At 66.8% G+C, this 22,903-nt stretch carries 21 protein-coding genes and 1 tRNA gene; 16 read left to right on the plus strand and 6 right to left on the minus strand.

Annotated elements, in window-relative coordinates; translation table 11 throughout:
• The first annotated feature begins 32 nt into the window (after positions 1-32).
• The 14 genes from FOZ74_RS03090 to FOZ74_RS03155 all read left to right on the plus strand — a co-directional run bounded on the left by FOZ74_RS03090 (position 33) and on the right by FOZ74_RS03155 (position 13,837).
• Positions 33-2,309: an arginine/lysine/ornithine decarboxylase gene (locus FOZ74_RS03090; protein WP_146911697.1), complete on the plus strand. Its 2,277-nt coding sequence runs from the start codon at positions 33-35 to the stop codon at positions 2,307-2,309.
• A gap of 221 nt (positions 2,310-2,530) precedes the next feature.
• The gene (gene thrS, locus FOZ74_RS03095; protein ID WP_146911698.1) at positions 2,531-4,450 is read left to right on the plus strand and encodes a threonine--tRNA ligase; all 1,920 of its coding nucleotides are present in this window, start codon (positions 2,531-2,533) and stop codon (positions 4,448-4,450) included.
• 81 nt (positions 4,451-4,531) lie between these two features.
• Positions 4,532-5,134 (plus strand): translation initiation factor IF-3, encoded by a 603-nt coding sequence (gene infC, locus FOZ74_RS03100; protein WP_146911699.1) that lies wholly within the window; start codon positions 4,532-4,534, stop codon positions 5,132-5,134.
• A 175-nt stretch (positions 5,135-5,309) separates the two neighbouring features.
• Positions 5,310-5,513, plus strand: coding sequence for a 50S ribosomal protein L35 (gene rpmI, locus FOZ74_RS03105; protein ID WP_146914053.1), 204 nt, complete (start codon positions 5,310-5,312; stop codon positions 5,511-5,513).
• Positions 5,514-5,540: 27 nt separating this feature from the next.
• Positions 5,541-5,900 carry a 50S ribosomal protein L20 gene (gene rplT, locus FOZ74_RS03110; protein ID WP_146911700.1) on the plus strand — a complete coding sequence of 120 codons (360 nt, stop codon included), beginning with the start codon at positions 5,541-5,543 and terminating at the stop codon, positions 5,898-5,900.
• A gap of 104 nt (positions 5,901-6,004) precedes the next feature.
• Positions 6,005-7,078, plus strand: a complete 1,074-nt coding sequence (gene pheS / locus FOZ74_RS03115; protein WP_146911701.1) for a phenylalanine--tRNA ligase subunit alpha — start codon at positions 6,005-6,007, stop codon at positions 7,076-7,078.
• Between the two features lie 114 nt (positions 7,079-7,192).
• Positions 7,193-9,622 (plus strand): phenylalanine--tRNA ligase subunit beta, encoded by a 2,430-nt coding sequence (pheT, locus tag FOZ74_RS03120; RefSeq protein WP_146911702.1) that lies wholly within the window; start codon positions 7,193-7,195, stop codon positions 9,620-9,622.
• The gene (locus tag FOZ74_RS03125; protein WP_146911703.1) at positions 9,619-9,957 is read left to right on the plus strand and encodes an integration host factor subunit alpha; all 339 of its coding nucleotides are present in this window, start codon (positions 9,619-9,621) and stop codon (positions 9,955-9,957) included. Before pheT ends, FOZ74_RS03125 begins: the two co-directional genes overlap by 4 nt.
• 85 nt (positions 9,958-10,042) lie before the next feature.
• Positions 10,043-10,423 (plus strand): MerR family transcriptional regulator, encoded by a 381-nt coding sequence (locus FOZ74_RS03130; RefSeq protein WP_146911704.1) that lies wholly within the window; start codon positions 10,043-10,045, stop codon positions 10,421-10,423.
• Positions 10,424-10,448: 25 nt separating this feature from the next.
• Positions 10,449-10,525 (plus strand) — tRNA-Pro (locus tag FOZ74_RS03135).
• A gap of 209 nt (positions 10,526-10,734) precedes the next feature.
• Positions 10,735-11,724, plus strand: coding sequence for an adenosine deaminase (locus FOZ74_RS03140; RefSeq protein WP_146914054.1), 990 nt, complete (start codon positions 10,735-10,737; stop codon positions 11,722-11,724).
• 36 nt (positions 11,725-11,760) lie between these two features.
• Positions 11,761-12,495: a phosphoserine phosphatase SerB gene (gene serB, locus FOZ74_RS03145; RefSeq protein ID WP_146911705.1), complete on the plus strand. Its 735-nt coding sequence runs from the start codon at positions 11,761-11,763 to the stop codon at positions 12,493-12,495.
• A 17-nt stretch (positions 12,496-12,512) separates the two neighbouring features.
• Positions 12,513-12,896 carry a fluoride efflux transporter CrcB gene (gene crcB / locus FOZ74_RS03150; protein WP_146911706.1) on the plus strand — a complete coding sequence of 128 codons (384 nt, stop codon included), beginning with the start codon at positions 12,513-12,515 and terminating at the stop codon, positions 12,894-12,896.
• Positions 12,897-12,973: 77 nt separating this feature from the next.
• Positions 12,974-13,837, plus strand: coding sequence for an LOG family protein (locus FOZ74_RS03155; protein ID WP_146911707.1), 864 nt, complete (start codon positions 12,974-12,976; stop codon positions 13,835-13,837).
• A 13-nt stretch (positions 13,838-13,850) separates the two neighbouring features.
• Here FOZ74_RS03155 and FOZ74_RS03160 read toward each other — a convergent pair whose 3' ends face one another.
• Entirely contained in the window at positions 13,851-15,023 is a 1,173-nt protein-coding gene (locus tag FOZ74_RS03160) for a cytochrome P450 (RefSeq protein WP_146911708.1), read from the minus strand.
• Positions 15,024-15,285: 262 nt separating this feature from the next.
• Between FOZ74_RS03160 and FOZ74_RS03165 the strand changes: the two genes are divergently transcribed.
• Positions 15,286-15,594 (plus strand): c-type cytochrome, encoded by a 309-nt coding sequence (locus tag FOZ74_RS03165; protein WP_146911709.1) that lies wholly within the window; start codon positions 15,286-15,288, stop codon positions 15,592-15,594.
• An 11-nt stretch (positions 15,595-15,605) separates the two neighbouring features.
• Positions 15,606-16,886 carry an NAD(P)/FAD-dependent oxidoreductase gene (locus FOZ74_RS03170; protein ID WP_146911710.1) on the plus strand — a complete coding sequence of 427 codons (1,281 nt, stop codon included), beginning with the start codon at positions 15,606-15,608 and terminating at the stop codon, positions 16,884-16,886.
• A gap of 117 nt (positions 16,887-17,003) precedes the next feature.
• On the opposite strand, the gene FOZ74_RS03175 is transcribed toward FOZ74_RS03170, so the two are convergent.
• The 5 genes from FOZ74_RS03175 to pncB form a co-directional block, all read right to left on the minus strand.
• On the minus strand, positions 17,004-17,363 hold the full coding sequence (locus tag FOZ74_RS03175) for a plasmid stabilization protein (RefSeq protein ID WP_146911711.1): 360 nt from the start codon (positions 17,361-17,363) through the stop codon (positions 17,004-17,006).
• A gap of 199 nt (positions 17,364-17,562) precedes the next feature.
• Positions 17,563-19,185: a DNA recombination protein RmuC gene (locus tag FOZ74_RS03180; protein WP_146911712.1), complete on the minus strand. Its 1,623-nt coding sequence runs from the start codon at positions 19,183-19,185 to the stop codon at positions 17,563-17,565.
• Between the two features lie 64 nt (positions 19,186-19,249).
• The gene (locus tag FOZ74_RS03185; protein WP_146911713.1) at positions 19,250-20,215 is read right to left on the minus strand and encodes a 2-hydroxyacid dehydrogenase; all 966 of its coding nucleotides are present in this window, start codon (positions 20,213-20,215) and stop codon (positions 19,250-19,252) included.
• Positions 20,216-20,234: 19 nt separating this feature from the next.
• Entirely contained in the window at positions 20,235-21,647 is a 1,413-nt protein-coding gene (locus FOZ74_RS03190) for a sodium:proton antiporter (protein ID WP_146911714.1), read from the minus strand.
• Between the two features lie 48 nt (positions 21,648-21,695).
• On the minus strand, positions 21,696-22,898 hold the full coding sequence (pncB, locus tag FOZ74_RS03195; protein ID WP_146911715.1) for a nicotinate phosphoribosyltransferase: 1,203 nt from the start codon (positions 22,896-22,898) through the stop codon (positions 21,696-21,698).
• Between the last annotated feature and the right edge of the window lie 5 nt (positions 22,899-22,903).

Consider the following 22,903-nt stretch of genomic DNA (forward strand, 5'->3'; position numbering starts at 1 on the left):
TTTTGTCATTGCGCGCACGCCGGAGCCGGCCCATGAAATTTCGCTTTCCGATTGTCATCATCGATGAGGACTACCGTTCCGACAACACCTCGGGCCTGGGCATACGCGCGCTGGCGCAAGCCATCGAAGCCGAGGGCTTCGAGGTGCTTGGCGTCACGAGCTATGGCGACCTGACGCAGTTTGCGCAGCAGCAAAGCCGTGCCAGCGCCTTCATCCTGTCGATCGACGACGAGGAGATCACGCTGGGCTCGGGGCAGGACCCGATCATCCACAGCCTGCGCGCCTTCATCGAGGAGGTGCGGCGCAAGAACGCCGACGTGCCGATCTACATCTACGGCGAAACCAGAACCAGCCGCCACCTGCCCAACGACATCCTGCGCGAGCTGCACGGCTTCATCCACATGTTCGAGGACACGCCGGAGTTCGTTGCCAAGCACATCATCCGCGAGGCCAAGGGCTATCTGGAAGGCATACAGCCGCCGTTCTTCAAGGCGCTGCTCGACTATGCCGAGGACGGCTCGTACTCCTGGCACTGCCCCGGCCATTCGGGCGGGGTGGCTTTTCTGAAGAGCCCGATCGGCCAGATGTACCACCAGTTCTACGGCGAGAACATGCTGCGCGCGGACGTATGCAATGCGGTGGAGGAGCTCGGCCAGCTGCTGGACCACAACGGCGCCATCGGCGAGAGCGAGCGCAACGCGGCCCGCATCTTCAACGCCGACCACTGCTTCTTCGTGACCAACGGCACCTCCACGAGCAACAAGATCGTCTGGCACCACACGGTGGCGCCGGGCGACGTGGTGGTGGTGGACCGCAACTGCCACAAGTCCATCCTGCACTCCATCATCATGACGGGTGCGATCCCGGTGTTCCTCAAGCCCACGCGCAACCACTTCGGCATCATCGGGCCCATTCCCAAGTCGGAGTTCGAGCCCGCCACCATCAAGGCCAAGATCCGCGCCAACCCCTTGCTCAAGGGCGTGGACCCGAAGAAGGTGCGCCCGCGCATCCTCACGCTCACCCAGTCCACCTACGACGGCGTGCTCTACAACACCGAGGCCATCAAGCAGATGCTCGACGGCTACGTGGACAACCTGCACTTCGACGAAGCCTGGCTGCCGCACGCCGCCTTTCACCCCTTCTATGGCAGCTACCACGCGATGGGCAAGAAGCGCGCGCGGCCCCAGCAGTCGGTGGTGTATTCCACGCAATCCATCCACAAGCTGCTCGCGGGCATCAGCCAGGCGAGTCACGTGCTGGTGCAGGACAGCCAGAGCACCAAGCTGGACTGGCATCTGTTCAACGAAGCCTATCTGATGCACACCAGTACCAGCCCGCAGTACAGCATCATCGCCAGCTGCGACGTGGCAGCCGCCATGATGGAGCCGCCGGGTGGCACCGCGCTGGTGGAGGAGTCCATCCTCGAGGCGCTGAACTTTCGCCGCGCGATGCGCAAGGTGGAGGAGGAATTCGGCAAGGGCGACTGGTGGTTCAAGGTCTGGGGGCCGGAAAAGATCGCCGAGGAAGGCATAGGCCGCGCCGACGACTGGATCATCCGCAGCGACGGCAAGAGCAAGAAGAACGGCAGCAAGTGGCACGGTTTTGGCAACCTGGCCGACGGCTTCAACATGCTCGACCCGATCAAGTCCACCATCGTCACGCCCGGTCTGGATCTGGACGGCAAGTTCCACAAGGTGGGCATTCCGGCGAGCATCGTCACCAAATACCTGGCCGAGCACGGCGTGGTGGTGGAGAAGACCGGGCTCTACAGCTTCTTCATCATGTTCACCATCGGCATCACCAAGGGCCGCTGGAACACCATGCTCACGGCCTTGCAGCAGTTCAAGGACGACTACGAGAAGAACCAGCCGATGTGGCGCATCCTGCCCGAGTTCAGCCAGCAGCAGCCACGCTACGAGCACATGGGCCTGAAGGACCTGTGCCAGCACGTGCACGAGCTGTATGCACGCTACAACGTGGCACGCCTGACCACCGAGATGTATCTGTCGCCGCTGACCCCGGCGATGAAGCCGAGCGACGCCTTCGCGCACATCGCCGCGCGCAAGACCGAGCGCGTGGCGATCGACGACCTCGAAGGGCGCATCACCACCAGCCTGATCACGCCCTATCCGCCAGGCATACCGCTGCTCATTCCGGGCGAGGTGTTCAACCGCAAGATCGTGGACTATCTCAAGTTCGCGCGCGAGTTCTCGCGCCTGTGCCCCGGCTTCGACACCGACATCCATGGACTGGTGGAACTCAAGGGCGAAGACGGCACCATGAGCTATTTTGCCGACTGTGTCGCCTGAAACAGCCCTTGGCGTTAAAATGGGGAGCTAAATCAATGCAGCAAGGGCAAGAAAGGCATACCCGGTTATGACACCGCGAACTACCACCGCAAAGGAAGCCGGCCCCCTGGGCTGATGGTTCGCGCCTGCCCGAAAGCCTCTCTCTTTCCCCAAGAAGCGCGGACCTCGTTCCGCGCTTTTTGTTGTCTTGATCACCCACCGTTTTGCAAGGGACTCACGCCATGGTTCAGATCACGCTACCTGACGGTTCGCAGCGCCAGTTTCCCGGGCCCGTCACCGTCGCCGAAGTGGCCGCCTCCATCGGCGCGGGACTGGCGCGCGCAGCGATTGCCGGCAAGGTCGACGGCAAGGTGGTCGACACGGCCTACCCCATCGCAGCCGACAGCGAGGTGGCCATCCTGACGGCCAAGGATGCCGAGGGGCTGGACGTCATCCGCCACTCCACGGCCCACCTGCTCGCCTACGCGGTCAAGGAGCTGTTCCCCGACGCGCAGGTCACCATAGGCCCGGTGATCGAAAACGGCTTCTACTACGACTTCAGCTACAAGCGCCCGTTCACGCCCGAAGATCTGGCTGCCATCGAAAAGCGCATGGCCGAACTTGCGGCCAGGGACGAGCCGGTGGTGCGCCGCGTGTTGCCGCGCGATGCGGCGGTCGAATATTTCAAGGGCATGGGCGAGCACTACAAGGCCGAGATCATCGCCAGCATCCCCGCGAACGAGGACGTGAGCCTGTACCGCGAGGGCGGCTTCGAAGACCTGTGCCGCGGCCCGCACGTGCCCAGCACGGGCAAGCTGAAATTCTTCAAGCTGATGAAGGTGGCCGGCGCCTACTGGCGCGGCGACCACCGCAACGAGATGCTGCAGCGCATCTACGGCACCGCCTGGGCCAGCAAGGAAGACTTGCAGAACTACCTGAGCATGCTGGAGGAAGCGGAAAAGCGCGACCACCGCAGGCTGGGGCGCGAGCTGGATCTGTTTCACATCGACGAGCACTCGCCCGGCACGGTGTTCTGGCACCCGCGCGGCTGGGCCATCTGGCAGGAGGTGGAGCAGTACATGCGGCGCGTCTACCGCGACAGCGGCTACCAGGAAGTCAAGGCCCCGCAGATTCTGGACAAGGGCTTGTGGGAGAAGACCGGCCACTGGGACAAGTACCGCGAGAACATGTTCACGACGGAGTCGGAAAAACGCGACTACGCCCTCAAGCCCATGAACTGCCCGGGCCACATCCTGATCTTCAAACAGGGCGTCAAGAGCTACCGCGACCTGCCGCTGCGCTATGGCGAGTTTGGCCAGTGCCACAGGAACGAACCCACGGGCGGCCTGCACGGCATCATGCGGGTGCGCGCCTTCACGCAGGACGACGGGCACATCTTCTGCACCGAGGACCAGGTCCAGGACGAGGTGCTGGCCTTCACGCGCGTGCTGCAGAAGGTGTATGCGGACTTCGGCTTCAAGGACATCATCTACAAGATCGCCACGCGCCCCGAGGCGCGCATCGGTTCCGACGAGGTCTGGGACAAGGCCGAGGCGGCGCTGATCGAGAGCCTGAAGGCCACGGGCTGCGAGTATGAAATCTCGCCCGGCGAAGGGGCGTTCTACGGTCCGAAGATCGAATACACGCTCAAGGACGCGATCGGGCGCCAGTGGCAGTGCGGCACCATGCAGGTGGACTTCTCCATGCCCGAGCGGCTCGACGCCGAATACGTGGGCGAGGACGGCGCGCGCCACCGCCCGGTGATGCTGCACCGCGCCATCGTGGGTTCGCTGGAGCGCTTCATCGGCATCCTGATCGAGCAGCACGCGGGCGCCCTGCCCGCGTGGCTCGCCCCGGTGCAGGTGGCGGTGCTCAACATCACCGATGCGCAGGCCGACTACTGTCGCGAAATTGCCGCAAAGCTGCAAAAAGCATTGCCGAATCAAGATCTTAGAGTGGTCACGGCGCTGGGCAGCCAGAAGATTACGTATAAAATACGTGAGCAAGCGCTGCAAAAGCCGCCCTATATCCTGGTCGCAGGCGACAAGGAAAAGGCCGTCGGCAGCGTTGCGGTACGTGCCCGGGGCAATGTGGACCTGGGCGTGATGTCTCTCGACGCCTTCGTCGAACGGATCGCACGGGACATCGCCTCCAAAGCCTGATTTTTCGTGGTTGCAGCCACGCTTTGGTGCACGTCGCATGTGCGCAAGCGGCTACGCTTTTCGTAGTCAAATTGAACAGAGGTGAAAACCATCGCTACTGAATACCGTGATCGCCGTCACCGCGAGGAGCGCAAGCACCGGCTGAACCGGGAAATCATGGCGCCTGAAGTGCGCCTGACCGGACCGGACAATGAAGCCATAGGCATCGTGAGCCTGCAGGAAGCCCTGCGCATGGCGGGCGACCTGGACGTGGATCTGGTGGAAATTGCCGCCACGGCCCACCCGCCCGTCTGCCGCCTGATGGATTACGGCAAGTTCAAGTACCAGGAGCAGAAGAAGGCGGCCGAGGCCAAGGCCAAGCAGACCGTCATCGACATCAAGGAAGTGAAGTTCCGCCCCGGTACCGACGAAGGCGACTACAACATCAAGCTGCGCAACATCCGCCGCTTTCTGGGCGAGGGCGACAAGGTCAAGGTGACGCTGCGCTTTCGCGGCCGTGAAATCACCCACCAGGAACTGGGCCTGGCGCTGCTCAACCGGCTGCGCGACGAGCTGGCCGACACCATCCAGGTGGAGCAGTTTCCCAAGCTCGAAGGCCGCCAGATGGTGATGATGATTGCGCCGGCGCGCAAGAAGCAGGCCAGCGCCAGGAGCGCGGGCAGCAACGCCGCAACCACGGCGTAGGCAAGAGGCAAGATGTGGCGCGGCGGCACTGCCGGCGCGCCAACAGGCGGCGCGAGAGCGCTGCCGCACGGGCTGCGGCGCAAGCGGCGGCACGTTTCAAAAGTGGCTCGGGGCCCGCAAGTTTGCACAGCGGTGTGCAAACGCCTCACGAGCACAAATGAAAAGGAGCATGCAAATGCCCAAAATGAAGACCAAGAGCGGCGCGAAGAAGCGTTTCCGCGTTCGTCCAGGGGGCACCGTCAAGCGGGGCCAGGCGTTCAAGCGCCACATCCTGACCAAGAAGAGCACCAAGAACAAGCGCCAGTTGCGTGGCACGGTGGCGGTGCATGACGGTGACATGGGCTCCATCGCCAGGATGATGCCCATGGCCGGTCTGTAATCAACTTGACGAACCAGGAGTAAACACATGCCTCGCGTCAAACGTGGTGTGACGGCCCGCGCCCGTCATAAAAAGGTTCTCGCCCTTGCCAAGGGTTTCCGTGGTCGCCGCGGCAACGTCTTTCGCATCGCCAAGCAGGCGGTGATGAAGGCGGGCCAGTACGCCTACCGTGACCGCCGCAACAAGAAGCGCGTCTTCCGTCGTCTGTGGATCACCCGCATCAACGCCGCCGTGCGTGCCCAAGGGTTGACCTACAGCCAGTTCACCAACGGCCTGAAGAAGGCCGCCATCGAGATCGACCGCAAGATGCTGGCCGATCTTGCGGTGCACGACGAAGCCGCCTTTGCCGGCATCGTGGAGCAGGTCAAGGCCAGGCTGGCGGCCTGAGTTCCTGCGCGGCGGCTATCTTTGTGATAGCTGCCAGCGCTTCTCTCACGGGGGCCAGGGCTTGAAAAGGCACTGGCCCCCGTTTCTTTTTGCCCGAGTTTTTCATGACTGATCTGGACACCCTGGTTGCAAGCGCGCAAGAGCAATTGAACGCCGCCCCCACGGCCGCCGAGCTGGAAAATGCCAAGGCGCAGTTCCTGGGCAAGTCGGGGCGCCTGACCGAGCTCATGAAAGGCATGGCCCAGCTCTCGCCCGAAGAAAAGCGCACGCGCGGCGCGGCCATCAACGCCGCCAAGCAGGCCATCGAGACGGCGCTCGGCGCTCGCCGCCAGGCGCTGCAGGACGCCGAGCTTGAGGCCCACCTGAAGGCCGAGGCACTGGACGTGAGCCTGCCGGGGCGCACGCGCGGCACGGGCAGCCTGCACCCGGTGACACTGACCCTGGAGCGCATCGAGGCAATCTTCGGCTCCATGGGCTTCGACGTGGCCGACGGCCCCGAGATCGAGACCGACTGGTTCAGCTTCACTTCGCTGAACAACCCGCCCAACCATCCTGCGCGCTCGATGCAGGACACCTTCTACATCGACGGCAAAAGCGCCGACGGCCTGCCGCTGAACCTGCGCCCGCACACCAGCCCGATGCAGGTGCGCTACGCCCACGCGCACATCCGCAAGCATGCGGCGGGCTTCGACCCGCGCGCGGGCAAGCCCTGGGATGGCCCCCTGCCCGACATCCGCGTGATCGCGCCCGGGCGCACCTACCGCGTGGATTCGGACGCCACGCACTCACCGATGTTCCACCAGTGCGAAGGTCTTTGGCTGGGCGAGAACGTGAGCTTTGCCGACCTGAAGACGATATTTACCGGCTTTTGCAAGACTTTCTTTGAAAACGACGAGCTGGTGCTGCGTTTTCGCCCCAGCTTCTTCCCCTTCACCGAGCCCAGCGCCGAGATCGACATCCAGTTCCCCTCCGGGCCGCTTGCGGGCAAATGGCTGGAGGTGGCCGGCTCCGGCCAGGTACACCCCAACGTGGTGCGCCACATGGGGCTGGACCCCGAGCGCTACATCGGCTTTGCCTTCGGCATGGGGCCGGACCGCCTGACCATGCTGCGCTACGGCGTGAACGACCTGCGGCTGTTCTTTGATGGCGACATCCGCTTTCTGTCGCAGTTCCAGTAAAAAAGAGAGCTGCTTGCGCTTTCCAGCATTGGATTTCAAAGTTTTTTGTATTTGAAATCGTTTATACAAAAGCGCTAACAGCTATTTATTTCAGAGTATTCCCGAGAAGCCGACATGCAATTCCCCGAATCCTGGTTGCGCGAATTCTGCAATCCGCCGCTGAGCACCCAGGCGCTGGCCGACACCCTGACCATGGCCGGGCTGGAGGTGGAAGAAACCCGCCCCGTCGCGCCGCCGTTCTCCGGCGTGGTGGTCGGCGAGATCAGGGTGGCCGAGCAGCACCCCAACGCCGACCGCCTGCGCGTGTGCCAGGTGGACGTGGGCGGGCCGCAGTTGCTCAGCATCGTCTGCGGCGCGCCCAATGCCCGCGTGGGCATCCGCGTGCCCTGCGCCGTGGTGGGCGCCGAACTGCCGCCGGGCGAGGATGGCAAGCCGTTTCGCATCAAGGTCGGCAAGCTGCGCGGGGTGCAAAGCCACGGCATGCTGTGCTCGGCGCGCGAGCTCGGGCTCTCTCAGGATCACGGCGGACTGCTGGAGCTGGCCGCCGACGCGCCGCTGGGCCAGGACATCCGTGCGCACCTGCAGCTGGAGGACACGCTGTTCACGCTCAAGCTCACGCCCAACCTGGGGCATGCGCTCAGCGTCCACGGCGTGGCGCGCGAGCTTGCCGCACTGACCGGCGCGCCCCTGAAGACACCGCAATTCCCCCAGGCCGCCACGGCCATCGCCGACCGCCTGCCGGTGCGCATCGAGGCGCCCGACCTGTGCGGGCGCTTTTCCGGGCGCGTGGTGCGCCACGTCAACCCGCGCGCGCAAACCCCCGAATGGATGGTGCAGCGCCTGGCGCGCTGCGGCCAGCGCAGCGTGGCGCCGCTGGTGGACATCTCCAACTACGTGATGTTCGAGCTGGGCCGGCCGTCGCACATCTTCGACCTGGACAAGATCGAAGGGGGCCTCGCGGTGCGCTGGGGCAAGCCGGGCGAAACGCTCAAACTGCTCAACGGCAACACCGTCACCGTGGATGAAACCGTCGGCGTGATCGCCGACGAGCGCGCGCTGGAGTCGCTCGCCGGCATCATGGGCGGCGACGCCACGGCCGTGGACGAGGGCACGCGCGACATCTTCATCGAAGCCGCCTTCTGGTGGCCCGAGGCGATTGCCGGACGCTCGCGCCGCTACAACTTCGCGACCGACGCCGGCCACCGCTTCGAGCGCGGCGTGGACCCCGAGCACACCATCGAGCACATCGAGCGCATCACCGAACTGGTGCTGGCCATCTGCGGCACACCCGAGACCGTCTGCGGCCCGATCGACGACCAGCAGCCGCGCATGCCCGCGCCCACGCCCGTCACGCTGCGCGTGGCGCGCGCCAGCAAGGTCATCGGCATGCCGCTCAGCCAGGCGCAGTGCGCGGATGCGCTCGAACGCCTGGGCCTGGCGGTGCGCGCGCGCGAGGGCGTGATCGAGGTCACCCCGCCCAGCTACCGCTTCGACCTGCGCCTGGAAGAAGACCTGATCGAAGAGGTGGCGCGCATCATCGGCTACCAGAAACTGCCCACCGAGGCGCCGCTGGGCCGCATCGCCCCGCGCCTGCGCCCCGAGAGCCGGCGCAGCCGCTACGCGGTGCGCCGCGAGATGGCCGCGCTCGGCTACCAGGAAACCATCAATTTCAGCTTCGTGCAGGAGCGCTGGGAGCAGGAGCTGGCCGGCAACGGCGCGCCGATCCGCCTGCTCAATCCCATCGCCAGCCAGATGAGCGTGATGCGCTCCAGCCTGCTGGGCTCGCTCATGCAGGTGCTCAGGTCCAACCTGGACCGCAAGGCGGCGCGCGTGCGCGTGTTCGAAGTCGGCCGCGTCTTCCTGCGCGACGCGAGCGTGCCCGACAGCGACACCAGCGTGCAGGGCTACGCCCAGCCGGTGCGCATCGCCGCGCTGGCCTACGGCAGCAGCGCGCCGCTGCAATGGGGCGGCAAGGAGCGCCTGGTCGACTTCTTCGACGCCAAGGGCGACGTGCAGGCGCTGCTGGCCCCGCTGCAGCCCGACTTCGAAGCCGCCGAGCACCCCGCCATGCACCCCGGCCGCTGCGCCCGCGTGCTGCTGGGCGGACGGCCCATGGGCTTCGTCGGCGAACTGCATCCGCGCTGGCGCCAGAGCTGGGGCCTGCCGCACGCGCCCATGCTTTTCGAGCTGGATTTCGACGCAGTGCGCCAGCACCCCGTGCCCGTCTTTCACCCCGTGGGGCGGCTGCAGCATGTGGAGCGCGACATCGCCATCGTCGTCAAGGAAGGCATCAGCCACGCGCAGATCATGCAGGCGGCGCGCGGGGCGCTGGCCGGCGGCCTGCTGCGCTCGTGCGTGCTGTTCGACGTGTTTCGCCCGCAGCCCGGCAGCACGGGCGCCGCCATCGCGGCGGACGAAAAGAGCCTGGCCATCCGCCTGACGCTGGAGAGCAGCCAGGCGACACTGACCGACGCCGACATCGACACCGCCGTGCAGCAAATACTGCAGGCATTGGCACAACACACCGGAGCCCGATTGCGATGAACACGCCCACCGCCCTGCCGGAGATCGAGCTGGCCGTCGAAAGCCTGGAAACGCCTGCGCTCACCAAGGCCCACCTGGCCGAGCTGCTGTTCGAGCAGATCGGGCTGAACAAGCGCGAAGCCAAGGACATGGTGGACGCCTTCTTCGACCTCATCGTCGAGAGCCTGAGCCGCGGCGAAGACGTGAAGCTGTCCAACTTCGGCAACTTCCAGATCCGCACCAAGGCGCCGCGCCCCGGACGCAACCCGCGCACCGGCGAAGTCATTCCCATCGAAGCGCGCCGCGTGGTCACCTTTCACGCCAGCAACAAGCTCAAGGAACAGCTGCAGAAATGACACGCCCGGGCGCCCGCGCGTGCGAGCGCCGGGCCGGCTGCTGTACCCTTGCGGGTTTGCTGCGCGTCTTTCTGCCCGGATAGCCATGAGCCTGCAACTGCCGCCCATACCTGCCAAGCGCTACTTCACCATTGGTGAAGTGGCCGACCTGTGCAAGGTCAAGGCGCACGTGCTGCGCTACTGGGAACAGGAATTCACCCAGCTGCGCCCGATGAAGCGCCGCGGCAACCGGCGCTACTACCAGCACCACGAGGTGCTGATGATCCGCCGCATCCGCGAGCTCTTGTACGAGCAGGGCTTCACCATCAGCGGCGCGCGCAACCGCCTGCAGGAACTGTCGGGCGCCGGCAGCGCGGCCGCGCACGAACTGCAGCTGCAAGGCCAGGCCGACACCCAGGCGCCGCTCACCGCGCTGCAGCTGCGCCAGCAGCTCGAAGAAATCCGCAGTCTGCTCTCCGAGGCCTGAGAGGCAGGCTACAATCTCCATCTTTCGGCGTGTAGCGCAGCCTGGTAGCGCACTTGCATGGGGTGCAAGGGGTCGCGAGTTCGAATCCCGCCACGCCGACCAGTCACGACAAGGGCTCCTGGCCATCCGGCCGGGGGCCCTTGCCCGTTTCTGCCGCCTTGCGCCGCCATTGGTTGCCCCTCGCGGTGCACCAGACCTTGGCCGGGGCGCGCCGATGGTATGTTCCAGCCTGTCCCTTGCCGACGGAGCCCGACGTGTCCCAGAACCTGCCCCGCATCGCCCCAGAACGCCTGAACGCGCTGCTTGCCGCCATGCCCAAGGCGGAGCTGCACATCCACATCGAAGGCTCGCTGGAGCCGCAGATGATCTTCGAGCTGGCGCGGCGCAACGGCATCGCCCTGCCCTACGCCAGCGTGCAGGACTTGCGCAGCGCCTACGCCTTCACCGACTTGCAGAGCTTTCTCGACCTGTACTACCAGGGTGCGGGCGTGCTGCAGACCGAAGAGGATTTCTGCGAGATGGCGCTTGCCTATCTTGCGCGGGCCGCCATGGATAACGTAGTCCACGCGGAGATCTTCTTCGACCCGCAGACGCACACCGAGCGCGGCGTGGCGATGCAAACCGTGGTGCGCGGCCTGGCACGCGCTTGCGAGGAGGCGCAGCAGCGCCACGGCATCAGCGCCAGCCTGATCCTGAGCTTTCTGCGCCACCTGAGCGAGCGCGAGGCCTTTGCAACCCTGGAGCAGGCGCTGCCGCTGCGCGAGCATTTCATCGGCGTGGGGCTCGATTCCAGCGAGCTCGGGCATCCGCCGGAAAAATTCCAGCGCGTGTTCGCGCGCTGTCGCGAGCTGGGTCTGCACATCGTCGCCCACGCAGGCGAGGAAGGGCCGCCCGCCTACATCTGGCAGGCGCTGGACCTGCTGCGCGCCGAGCGCATAGACCACGGCGTGCAGGCGGTGCACGACACGGCGCTGATGCAGCGCCTGGCGGCCGAGCGCGTGCCGCTCACCGTCTGCCCGTTGTCCAACCAGAAGCTGCAGGTCTTCCCCGACCTGCGCCAGCACAACCTCAAGGCGCTGCTGGACGGAGGCCTGGTGGCCACCGCCAATTCGGACGACCCGGCCTACTTCGGCGGCTACCTGAACGACAACCTGCTGCAGGTGTTTGCCGCCACCGGCATGGGCGTGCAGCACGCCTGGCAACTGGCCGCCCACAGTTTTGAAGCAAGCTTTGCCCCGGCCGCCGACAAGGCACGCTGGATGGACCAGCTCGCCGAGGTGTTCGAGCGCTTTGCCCACTGAAGAGCGCCCGCGCCGCGCCCGATAATCCCTCCTACCATGAACACCAACACACCGCCGCGCGAGATTGCGCCCGGCCTTGTGGTGCAGGGCATTTCCACGCCGCTGCACCTGTCCAACTACAAACTGCTGGCCTGCGACATGGATTCGACGCTGATCGGCATCGAATGCGTGGACGAAATCGCCGCCGCCGTGGGCCGCAAGGCCGAGGTCGCTGCCATCACCGAAGCGGCGATGCAGGGCCGGATCAGCGACTACAAGGAAAGCCTGCGCCAGCGCGTGGCGCTGCTCGAAGGCGTGACGGCCGAGCAGCTGGAGGCCATCTACACCGAGCGCCTGCGGCTGAACCCGGGCGCCGAGCGGTTGATGCAGGTGCTGCACGAAGCCGGCGTGACCACGCTGCTGGTGTCGGGCGGTTTCACCTTCTTCTCCGACCGGGTGAAGGCGCGCCTGGGCATGCGTTTTGCGCGCTCCAACGTGCTGCAGCTGCGCGGCGGACGGCTAACGGGCCGCATGGTCGACCAGGTCTGGGGCGACATCTGCGACGGAGCGGAAAAGCGCCGCGCAATGCTGGAGCTGGCCTCGCTCATGGGCATCGGCGCGGCGCAGACCATGGCCATGGGCGATGGCGCCAACGACCTGCCCATGATGGGCGCGGCCGGCCTGTCGGTGGCCTGGCACGCCAAGCCGGCGGTCCGCGCCCAGGCCAGCGTGGCGATCAACGAAGGCGGGTTGGACCGACTGCTGGAAGTGTTCGCCCCCCTCGGGGCCTGAGCCGCAGGGACATCCGCATGCTTGCCGTCGCCGCCATCTGTCTGGGTGCCAGCCTCGGGGCGCTGCTGCGCTGGGGGCTGGGCATCTGGCTGAACACGCCGGGCGCGCTGCTGCCCTGGGGGACGCTGGCGGCCAACCTGCTGGGTGGCTACCTGGTCGGGCTGGCAATTGCGCTGCTGCAGGCCCTGCCGCAACTGGACCCGCTGTGGCGCCTGGCGCTGGTGACCGGCTTTCTGGGCGCGCTCACCACCTTTTCCACCTTCTCGGCCGAGGTGGTGGGCTTGCTGATGCAGGGGCGCCTGGGCATGGCACTGCTCGTGGGCATGCTGCACCTGGCGGGCTCGCTCACCATGACCTGGCTCGGCCTGCACAGCGTGGCGCCCTGGCTCAAGCCGGCGTGAGCGTCGCACCAGCTAGCCAAAAAATAGCTGCCAGCGCAAGCCGCGCAAGGCAAATTGCCCCTTCGTAGAATCCATCCATGGACGCCAATACCGAACTTCGCGACCCTCGCCTCATGCAGATGTGGGGCGAGCTGGACCACGGCCCGCTCGACAGCGACCCGCTCAAGCCCGACGCCTACCGGCTGGCTTTCATCGACCCCGAATTCCTGCAGCGGCGCGAGACGCGCGGCATCCGCTTCCAGCTGGAACTGCTCAAGCCCGACCTGGACCTGGCGGCGCAGGAAATCGAGAGCACCGTGGTGGTCTATGGCAGCGCCCGCACGCTGGCGCCCGACGCGGCCCAGGCACAGCTCGAGGCCGCACGCGCCGGCGGCGATGCGCGCGCCCTCGCGCTGGCCGAGCGCAAGCTCAAGAGCTCGCACTACTACGCCCAGGCCCGCCTGTTCGCGCGCCACGTGGCCGAATACAGCCAGGGCCGCCCGCCCGCCGAGCGCCTGACCATCTGCACCGGCGGCGGCCCCGGCATCATGGAGGCGGCCAACCGCGGTGCGCACGACGTGGGCGCGCCTAGCATCGGCCTGAACATCACGCTGCCGCACGAACAGAGCTGCAACCGCTACATCACGCCCTCGCTGGCGTTCAAGTTCCACTACTTCGCGCTGCGCAAGATGCACTTCATGATGCGCGCCAAGGCGCTGGTGGTCTTCCCCGGGGGCTTCGGCACCATGGACGAACTCTTCGAGGTGCTGACCCTGGTGCAGACGCGCAAGGCCAAGCCGGTGCCCATCGTGCTCTTCGGCTCGCAGTTCTGGAGCCGCGTGCTGAACCTGGACGTGCTGGTGGAGGAAGGCACGATCAGCGAAGACGACCTGGCGCTGTTTCACGTCACCGACGACGCGCAGCAGGCCTGGGAGATCATCCGCAACTTCTACGCCGCGTAGCGGCGCCTGCGCTTCAGGCCCAGTCCAGCACCAGCGGCAGGCGCTCGAAGCCCATGGCCGGGTAGCGCGCGTACTGTGGCGGCTGGGCGGGCTGCGCCAGCCGGAAGTGCGTGGTGGCGCCCAGCAGGGCCTGCAGCCACAGCCCCAGCTGCGCTCGCGCCAGGGGCGCACCGGGGCAGACGTGGATGCCAGCGCCGTAGAGCAGGCTGCGCGCGTGATCGCGGCCGAAGCGAAATTCCTCCGGTGCCTCGAACACGCGCGGGTCGCGGTTGGCCGCGCCCCAGTGCACGGTCACACGCTCACCCGCCCCGAATTCATGCCCGCCCAGCTGCACCGGGCAGCGCGCCACGCGGCGGTTCACCGCCAGCGGGCCGTGCAGGCGCAGGATTTCTTCGATCGCCTCGGCCTGCAGCGCGGGCTGGGCGCGCAGCTGCTGCTGCAACTCGCCATGGCGGGCCAGCCAATCGGCCAGGATGCCGAGCGAGGCGGCAATGGTGCCGATTTCGCCCACCGTCCAGTTGCGCAGGATGCTGGCAATGGCGGCGCGCGCCAGCGGCTGGCCCTCGACGCGCTCGCGCAGCAGCGCCTCGGTGGCGTCGCGCGGCGGGCCGCTGGCGCTGGCGTCGCGCTCGTCGAGCATGCGCCCGATCAGCGCCTCGAATGCCAGGCCCAGCTGCGCCAGGCGCGCACGGTCCTGCGCGAACACGGCCGCATGGTGCCGGGCGATCCAGTCGCACAGCACGCCTTCCAGCGCCAGCGGCCAGCCGAGGAAGGCGCATTGCGTGCGCGCCGCATAGGGCAAGGCACAGCCGGCGATGAAGTCAAAGGGCTGCCGCGCATGCACCTGGCGCGTGTGCGCCAGCAGTTCATGCGCCAGGCGCTGGTAGAGAGGACGCATGGCTGCCACGCGATCGGGCGCGAAGTAGGGCTCGATCAGGCGCCGGTAGCTCGTGTGCTCGGGCGGGTCCATGCCGTTGGGCACCGCCACATGGGCAGACACCACGCTGCTGAAGCGCGCGTGGTCCTGTACCACGGCCAGCACATCGGCGTGGCGAAACACCGACGTGTGCAGCACCTCGGAGCGCGCCACGCCGTGCGATTCACGCAAACGGTCGTGAGCCGCAAGTGGATTGCGCTGCACCTCGTCGCTGCGCACATCCCAGTCTGAGCTAGGGCGATCGGTCATGGCATTGAAGGCAACGCTGAAAAAGCCCTCGCGCGTCGCCTTAAGGGAAAACCCGACTATGTCACAGCGCCACCGAGCACAAAAACCATCTCCATGCACCGCCAAAGGCTATTGGCAGTCAGGGTTTTTGCTTATGAAATCAATGGCTAAGAACCAAGGGTAAACCCTTGGCCGGGACATATAAGCGTCGGCTTACGATGCCCGCACCCGCCGGGTACCAACGATTTTCCGCCCCCCAATGTCCACAGGAGGACGCCAAACCATGAAAAGAATGCTTTTCGCCACCCTTGCGGTCGGTCTCGTGACCACCGCTGGTCTTGCCCAGGCCCAGTCCGACCCGCTGCAGGTACGCAGCTGGGCCGCCGGCTGTGCCAGTTGCCACGGCACCGACGGCCACGCCCTCAAGGGCATGCCGCCGCTGGCCGGCAAGAGCCAGGCCGACATGACCGACAAGCTGCTGGCCTACAAGAGCGGCAGCGCGCCCTCCACCATCATGCAACAGCTGGCCAAGGGCTATACCGATGAACAGCTGGCCGCGATCGCCGGCTACTTTGCCGCGCAGAAGAAGTGAGGAGGCACACCATGGATCGTCGTCAATTCATTCGTGCCGGCTCGGCCGTTTCGGCCGTCTCCGCTCTGGGCCTGGCAGGCTGCGCCTCGGTGGGCGGCAGCGCCGGGGGCAAGGTGGTCGTGGTCGGTGGCGGCTACGGCGGTGCCACCGCGGCCAAGTACATCCGCATGTGGTCCGGCGGCAAGGTCGAGGTCACGCTGGTCGAGCCCAACGCCGCCTTCGTCTCCTGCCCGATCTCCAACCTGGTGCTGGGCGGCACCAAGACCATGGCCGACATCACCACGCCCTACGACAACCTGAGCGCGCGCCACGGCGTGAAGCTGGTGCGCGACTGGGTCAGCGGCATCGACCCGGACAAACGCCAGGTGAAGCTCGCGGGGGGCGAGACGCTGGCCTACGACCGCCTCATCCTCTCGCCGGGCGTCGACTTCATGTGGGACCAGCTGCCCGCGCTGACGCAGCCGGGCGCGCAGGACAAGGTGCTGCACGCCTGGAAGGCCGGCCCGCAGACGCTGGGCCTGCGCCAACAGCTCGAAGCCATGCCCGACGGCTGGGTGTTCGCCATCAGCATTCCGCTGGCGCCCTACCGCTGCCCGCCCGGCCCCTACGAGCGCGCCTGCCAGGTGGCCAACTACTTCAAGCACGCCAAGCCCAGATCGAAGGTGCTGGTGTTCGATGCCAACGACGACGTGACCTCCAAGGGCAAGCTGTTCAAGCAGGCCTGGGCCGAGCGCTACAAGGGCATCATCGAATACCGCCCCAAGCACCGCCTGGTGGACGTGGACGTGGCCACAAACACGCTGAAGTTCGACTTCAACGACGACGCCAAGGCCCATGTGCTGAACGTGATTCCGCCGATGCGCGCGGGCGACGTGGTGGTCAAGGCCGGCCTTGCCAACGCCAACAAGCGCTGGTGCGAGGTGGACTGGCTGACGATGGAACACCTGCAGGCCAAGGGTGTGCACGTGCTGGGCGACTGCACCCAGAGCGCCCCGCTGATGCCCAAGTCCGGTCACATGGCCAACCAGCACGGCAAGGTGGCGGCGGCGGCGGTGGTGGCGCTGCTTTCGGGCAACGAGCCGGGCAAGCTGCCGATCTACAACAACACCTGCTACAGCTTCGTGAGCGAAAGCGAGGTGGTGCACGTGGCCAGCGTGCACCGCTACGACGCCGCCAAGAAAACCATGCTGAGCGTGGAGGGCTCGGGTGGCCTGTCGGCCGCACCGACCGAGATGGAAGGGCGTTTTGCCCTGGCCTGGGCCAACAACATCTGGGCCGACGCGCTGGCCTAACCGGCAGCGCGGATCAGCAAGGGGCGCCATGCGCCCCTTTTTTTCGGCTGGCCGCGGCCGTGGCCCTGCTGCGGGGCGCACGCCGCGCCACGGTGCCACGGCCCGCGGCAGCGGCCTTCAGCTCGACTTTTGCGCGTTGCGCTTGCGCGTGGCCGCGGCCTTCTTCGCCGATGCCGAACGCTGCGCGGGCGTGCGGCTGGCTGCGGCCTTCTTGGCCGAGGCCGAGCGCTGGGCAGCCTTGCGCTTGGCCAAGGCCTTGCCGCCCAGGTGGCCGCCCTTGCGCGCCGACTCGTGGCTGTCCGGCTTGCCGCGCCCCGAGCCCGATTTGTTGCCCCCGCCCGACTGCTTGTTCACCGTCGCCCAGGCCCGGCGTTCGGCTTCCTTGGTGCCAAGGCCGCGCTTTTCGTAGCCTTCCTCGATGTGCTCCGCCTGGCGTTTTTGCTTGTCGGTGTAGGCTGATTTGTCGCCTCTGGGCATGGTGTTCTCCTGCAAGTGGTCAATGCCCCGCCGCCGTGCTCCCGACTGGCCCGAAACGGCGGGGGACCCGTGCTTTCCATTGTGGGCGCACCACCGGCGCGCGCCGTAGGTGGCCGGCGCGGGCAGGCGTAGGACAAACGCCCCCTTGCGCGCCGACACCGTTTCCGACCGGCGGGCGGCAGGCGCCGGGCGCGCCGCCTCAGCCCGGCGCGTCGCCGTCGGGCTCAGCCAGAGCCGGGGCCGCCGCGTCAGGCGCGGGCAGCTCCTGCACGTGGCGCAGCTTGCGCTGGATGGCGCGGGTGCGCACGCCGACCTGCTCGAACTTCTTGGCCGCCGCGTCGATGGACTTGCGCGTTTGCTCGACCACGTCGCCGAACTTGGCGAACTCTGTCTTGACCTCGCCGAGCACGGCCCAGACTTCGGACGAGCGCTTCTCGATCGCCAGGGTCTTGAAGCCCATCTGCAGGCTCGAGAGCATCGCCGCCAGGTTGGCCGGGCCGGTGATCATCACGCGGCACTCGTTCTGCACCGCCTCCACCAGGCCGGGGCGGCGCATGACTTCGGCAAACAGGCCTTCGGAAGGCAGGTACAGCACGGCAAAGTCCGTGGTGTGCGGCGGTGAGACGTACTTGCTGAAGATCTTGCGCGCCTCCAGCCGGATGGACGCCTCGAAGGCGTTGCCCGCCGACTGCAGCAGCGCCCGGTCGGCCGCGTCGTGCGCGTCCAGCAACCGCTGGTAGTGCTCGACCGGGTACTTGGAGTCGATCGGCAGCCACACCGGGCGCTCGTCGCCGCGCCCGGGCAGCCGGATGGCGAACTCCACCAGGTCGTCGCTGCCCGGCATGGTCTTGACGTTCCTCGCGTACTGCTCGGGTGCAAGCACGTTGTCGATGATGGCGCCCAGCTGCAGCTCGCCCCAGGTGCCGCGTGCCTTGACGTTGGTCATCACGCGCTTGAGGTCGCCCACGCTGCCGGCCAGGGTCTGCATCTCGCCCAGGCCCTTGTGCACCTGCTCCAGGCGTTCGCTGACCAGCTTGAAGGATTCACCCAGGCGCTGCTCCAGCGTGGCGTGCAGTTTTTCGTCGACGGTGCGGCGCATTTCCTCCAGCCGCGCGGCGTTGTCGTTCTGTATCGCGGCCAGACGTTCATTGAGCGCGTTGCGCAGCGCCTCGCCGCCCTGCTGGTGGCTCGCCACCAGGCCCGAGAGCTGGCGCGCGAGCTCCTGCGTGGTGCTGCCCAGCTGGTCCTTGAGCGTGGCGGAGCTGGCGCCGAGCTGGGCATGCAGGTCGCCCTTGAGCGAATCGAAGCTGCCGCGCAGCCCCTCGGCGAGCGCATCGAAGCGCTGCTGGATGCGCTGGGCCATGGCTTCGGTGCTGGCGGCCACGCCCTCGCGCGACTGGGCGCTGTCGCTCACCAGTTGCTGCACCGTGGCCGCCAGTTCGCCGCGAAACGCGGCCAGCGCCTGCGTCTGCTCGCCGCGCGCCTGCGCCAGCAACTGCTCCAGGTGCGAGCGCAGCGTGCCGAAGGCGGCCTGCAGCTCGCCGCGGCTGGCGCGGGCCTCGTCGCGCGCCTGGGCCAGGCGCTCGTCGAGCAGGCCGCGCGTGCCTTCGGTGAAGGCGCGCAGTTGCTCGCCCATGGCGCTCAGCGCCCCGTCGTTGCGCGCCACCGCCAGCTGCGTGCCCTGCGCGGCCGTCTCCAGCGCCTGCAGGCGTTCGGGCCATTCGGGCGGCAGCGCCACGCGCGGGCGGCGCAGCAGCAGCACGATCAGGAGCAACAGCGCCAGCGCCAGCAGCGCCAGGGCAAGGATCCACTCAAAGGCCATGGTCAACTATTGCAAGGATAGCTGCGGGCGCTTGTGGGACAAGCGTTTGGGCCGTATTTCATGCTCAATTCACCGGCGTCAGCGCGCCGCTGCCGGCGAAGAAGGAAATCAGGTTGTCGGCGGCCAGCCGCGCCATGGCCAGGCGCGTGGGCACGGTGGCGCTGGCGATGTGCGGGCTCAGGACCACGTTGGGCAGCGCGAGCAGTGCGGGGTTCACGCGCGGCTCGCCCTCGAACACGTCCAGCCCGGCGGCCGCCAGCCGGCCGTCGGCCAGCGCCTGCGCCAGCGCATCTTCATCCACCAGGCCGCCGCGGCCGATGTTCACCAGCGTGGCGGTGGGCTTCATGCGCGCCAGCTCTGGCGCACCGATGATGTGGTGCGCCTGCGGGGTATAGGGCAGCACCAGCACCAGGTGATCGGACTCGGCCAGCAGCTCGTGCATGCCGACGTAGCGCGCCTTGCACAGGTCTTCGGTACGCGCATCAAGCCGGTGGCGGTTGTGGTAGAGCACCTCCATGCCGAAGCCCCAGGCGCCACGCTGGGCCAGGGCCTGGCCTATTCGGCCCATGCCGAGGATGCCCAGCGTGCTGCCGTGCACGTCGCGCCCGGCAAACATGTCGTAGCGCCAGCGCTGCCAGCGGCCGGCGCGCAGGAATTTTTCCGCCTCCAGCATGCGCCGGGCGGCGGCCATCAGCAGCGCGAAGCCGAAGTCGGCCGTGGTTTCGGTCAGCACGTCGGGCGTGTTGGTGCCCACCACGCCGGCGGCCGCCATCGCCGCCACGTCCAGGTTGTTGTAGCCCACCGACATGTTGGCGACGATCTTCAGCTCGGGCGCCGCGGCCAGCGCCTGCGCGTCGATGCGGTGCGCGCCGGTGATGAAGGCGCCCTGCTTGCCCGCCAGGCGCTGCACGAAGTCCTGCTGGTGCCAGACCTCGCCTTCGGCGATCGCCTGCACCTCGAAGTGCCCGCGCAGCGCATCGAGCACCTCGGGAAAGACGACGCAGGCCACCAGCACTTGCGGTTTGGACATGGGCGTTTGCCTCTCTCGCTCAGAAGAACATCCAGGTGATGGCGATGAACAGCGGCACCAGGATACCCACCGACCACAGCATGTAGCCGAAGAAGCTGGGCATCTTCACGCCGCGGTCTTCGGCGATGGCCTTGACCATGAGGTTGGGCGCGTTGCCGATGTAGGTGATCGCGCCCATGAAGACCGAACCGATGGACACGGCCGCCAGCGTCTGCGCATGCGTGCTCATCAGCGTGGCGGCGTCGCCCCCCGCGGTGTTGAAGAACACCAGGTAGGTGGGCGCGTTGTCGAGCACCGACGAGAGCACGCCCGTGGCCCAGAAATACATCGCAGGGATCGGCTGCCCGTCGGCGCCGGTGACGGCCGCGACGATGGGGCCGAAGGGGCCTTGAACACCGGCGCGCAGCATGGCGATCACCGGGATGATGGTCAGGAAGATGCCGGCGAACAGCTTGGCCACCTCCTGCATCGGGCCCCAGCTGAACTGGTTGGCCTCATGCACCGCGTGCGGCGTGAGCGCCAGCGACGCCAGCGTGACCGCCACCATGCCCAGGTCGCGCACCAGCGAGGGCAGGCCTACCGGCGTGCCGGCCACGTCCCATTGCAGGGGCGACTTCCAGATGCCGCTGAGCAGCACCAGCGCGACGATCACCAGCAGCAGCAGGAAGTTGACCTTGCCGTCGAAGCCCAGCGCCGGCGCGGCATCGTCGGGCGTCGGGTCGGGGCGGTCCACCTCGCCTGCGCGCGCAAACAACCAGCTGTCCAGCGCGAAGAACAGGACCAGCAGCACGCCCACGAGGAACAGGGTTTCGAAGATCACGTGCTCGGCGGTCCAGAAGAAGCTCACGCCCTTCAGGAAGCCGAGGAACAGCGGCGGGTCGCCCAGCGGCGTGAGCGAGCCGCCGGCGTTGGAGACGATGAAGATGAAGAACACCACCACATGCACCACGTGCCTGCGGTTGTCGTTGGCGCGGATCAGCGGGCGGATCAACAGCATGGAGGCGCCGGTGGTGCCCATGAAGCTCGCCAGCACCGCGCCCACCGCCAGGATGCCGGTGTTGAGCAGCGGCGTGCCACGCAGGTTGCCGCGGATGTAGATGCCGCCGGCCACGGTGAACAGGGCGGTCAGCAGGATCACGAAGGGGATGTATTCGGCCACCAGCGCATGCACCAGCCCCTGCCCCGCGCTGACCCAGCCGAAGCGCAGGGCAAACGGAATGAAGAAGGCCAGCGCCCAGGCCGCGGTGATCTTGCCGTAATGGTGGTGCCAGAGCGTGGGCGCCAGCAGCGGCAGCAGTGCGATCGACAAGAGCACGCCGGCAAACGGTACGCCCCACCACACCGCCAGCTGGGCGCCGTCCACCTCGGCCGCCGCGCACACCATGGGCGCCAGCGCCAGCATGGCCAGCGCCGCCCCTCGTCCCGCCTTCATGGATCCCATCCTCTGTCTCTCCTTGTCTTGCCGCCCGCTCGCACTGCTTCAGGCCGGGGGGGCGGGAATATTGAATACCTGGCGCAGGTAGGCGAGGTATTTTTCGTCGTCGCACATGTTCTTGCCGGGTGCATCCGACAGCTTGGCCACCGGCTGGCCGTTGCAGCGCGTCATCTTGATGACGATCTGCAGCGGCTCGTAGCCCAGGTCGTTGGTCAGGTTGGTGCCGATGCCGAAGGCCAGCTGGCAGCGCCCGTGAAAGCGCCGGTACAGCTCGATGATGCGCGGCACCGTCAGGCCATCGCTGAAGATCAGCACCTTGGACAGCGGATCGACCCGGTTCTCGCGGTAGTGCTGCAGCATGCGCTCGCCCCAGGCAAAAGGGTCGCCACTGTCATGGCGCGCGCCATCGAACAGCTTGCAGAAATACAGATCGAAGTCGCGCAGGAAGGCGTTCATGCCGTACACGTCGGACAGCGCGATGCCCAGGTCGCCCCGGTACTCCTTGGCCCACACTTCAAAACCATAGACCTGGGTGTCACGCAACCGCGGGCCCAGCGCCTGGCAGGCCTGCAGGTATTCGTGCGCCATGGTGCCCAGCGGCGTGACGTCCAGCTTCATCGCGTGCAGCACGTTGCTGGTGCCGGCAAACTTGCCGCTGAGGCCGCGGCGCTTGTCTTCCACGCCGAGCTTCTCGGTCAGCAGGCGCAGCAGCTCTTCGTGCCACACGCGCGAAAAGCGCCGGCGCGTGCCGTAGTCGGCAATCTTCAGCGCCTCCAGGCCCGGGCCGTGCAGCTGCTGCACCTTGGTGGCCAGGCGCCGACGCCCCTCCGGGTAATCAGGCTCGGGATACTGGTTGCGGAAATACACCTCGTTGACGATGGAGAGCACCGGAATCTCGAACAGGATGGTGTGCAACCAGGGGCCCACGATGCTGATGTCGATCTCTCCCGTGGGCAGGGGCGTGACCTCGATGTATTTTTCGTTGAGCCGGAACAGCCCGAGAAAGTCCACGAAGTCGCTCTTGATGAAGCGCATCGAGGCCAGGTAGGCCAGTTCCTCCTCAGTAAAGCGCAGGCTGCACAGCGCGCGGATCTCCTCGCGGATTTCGTCCACGCAGGGCGCCAGGTTCACCCCCGGCGTGCGGCACTTGAAGCGGTACTCCACCTGCGCGCCGGGGAAGTGGTGCAGCACCACCTGCATCATGGTGAACTTGTACAGGTCGGTATCCAGCAGGCTGTGGATGATCATGCTTG

It is taken from the genome of Comamonas flocculans (genome assembly GCF_007954405.1).
GTDB classification, from domain to species: Bacteria; Pseudomonadota; Gammaproteobacteria; order Burkholderiales; family Burkholderiaceae_C; genus Comamonas_C; species Comamonas_C flocculans.

Coding starts and splice junctions, on each gene's coding strand:
- serB (WP_146911705.1), top strand. CDS start 11,761: ATGAACACCAACACACCGCCGCGCGAGATTGCGCCCGGCCTTGTGGTG.
- pheT (WP_146911702.1), top strand. CDS start 7,193: ATGCAATTCCCCGAATCCTGGTTGCGCGAATTCTGCAATCCGCCGCTG.
- FOZ74_RS03160 (WP_146911708.1), bottom strand. CDS start 15,023: ATGACCGATCGCCCTAGCTCAGACTGGGATGTGCGCAGCGACGAGGTG.
- FOZ74_RS03190 (WP_146911714.1), bottom strand. CDS start 21,647: ATGAAGGCGGGACGAGGGGCGGCGCTGGCCATGCTGGCGCTGGCGCCC.
- pheS (WP_146911701.1), top strand. CDS start 6,005: ATGACTGATCTGGACACCCTGGTTGCAAGCGCGCAAGAGCAATTGAAC.
- crcB (WP_146911706.1), top strand. CDS start 12,513: ATGCTTGCCGTCGCCGCCATCTGTCTGGGTGCCAGCCTCGGGGCGCTG.
- FOZ74_RS03155 (WP_146911707.1), top strand. CDS start 12,974: ATGGACGCCAATACCGAACTTCGCGACCCTCGCCTCATGCAGATGTGG.
- FOZ74_RS03180 (WP_146911712.1), bottom strand. CDS start 19,185: ATGGCCTTTGAGTGGATCCTTGCCCTGGCGCTGCTGGCGCTGGCGCTG.
- rplT (WP_146911700.1), top strand. CDS start 5,541: ATGCCTCGCGTCAAACGTGGTGTGACGGCCCGCGCCCGTCATAAAAAG.
- FOZ74_RS03125 (WP_146911703.1), top strand. CDS start 9,619: ATGAACACGCCCACCGCCCTGCCGGAGATCGAGCTGGCCGTCGAAAGC.
- FOZ74_RS03185 (WP_146911713.1), bottom strand. CDS start 20,215: ATGTCCAAACCGCAAGTGCTGGTGGCCTGCGTCGTCTTTCCCGAGGTG.
- FOZ74_RS03165 (WP_146911709.1), top strand. CDS start 15,286: ATGAAAAGAATGCTTTTCGCCACCCTTGCGGTCGGTCTCGTGACCACC.
- FOZ74_RS03090 (WP_146911697.1), top strand. CDS start 33: ATGAAATTTCGCTTTCCGATTGTCATCATCGATGAGGACTACCGTTCC.
- rpmI (WP_146914053.1), top strand. CDS start 5,310: ATGCCCAAAATGAAGACCAAGAGCGGCGCGAAGAAGCGTTTCCGCGTT.
- thrS (WP_146911698.1), top strand. CDS start 2,531: ATGGTTCAGATCACGCTACCTGACGGTTCGCAGCGCCAGTTTCCCGGG.
- FOZ74_RS03140 (WP_146914054.1), top strand. CDS start 10,735: ATGCCCAAGGCGGAGCTGCACATCCACATCGAAGGCTCGCTGGAGCCG.
- pncB (WP_146911715.1), bottom strand. CDS start 22,898: ATGATCATCCACAGCCTGCTGGATACCGACCTGTACAAGTTCACCATG.
- FOZ74_RS03170 (WP_146911710.1), top strand. CDS start 15,606: ATGGATCGTCGTCAATTCATTCGTGCCGGCTCGGCCGTTTCGGCCGTC.
- FOZ74_RS03175 (WP_146911711.1), bottom strand. CDS start 17,363: ATGCCCAGAGGCGACAAATCAGCCTACACCGACAAGCAAAAACGCCAG.
- FOZ74_RS03130 (WP_146911704.1), top strand. CDS start 10,043: ATGAGCCTGCAACTGCCGCCCATACCTGCCAAGCGCTACTTCACCATT.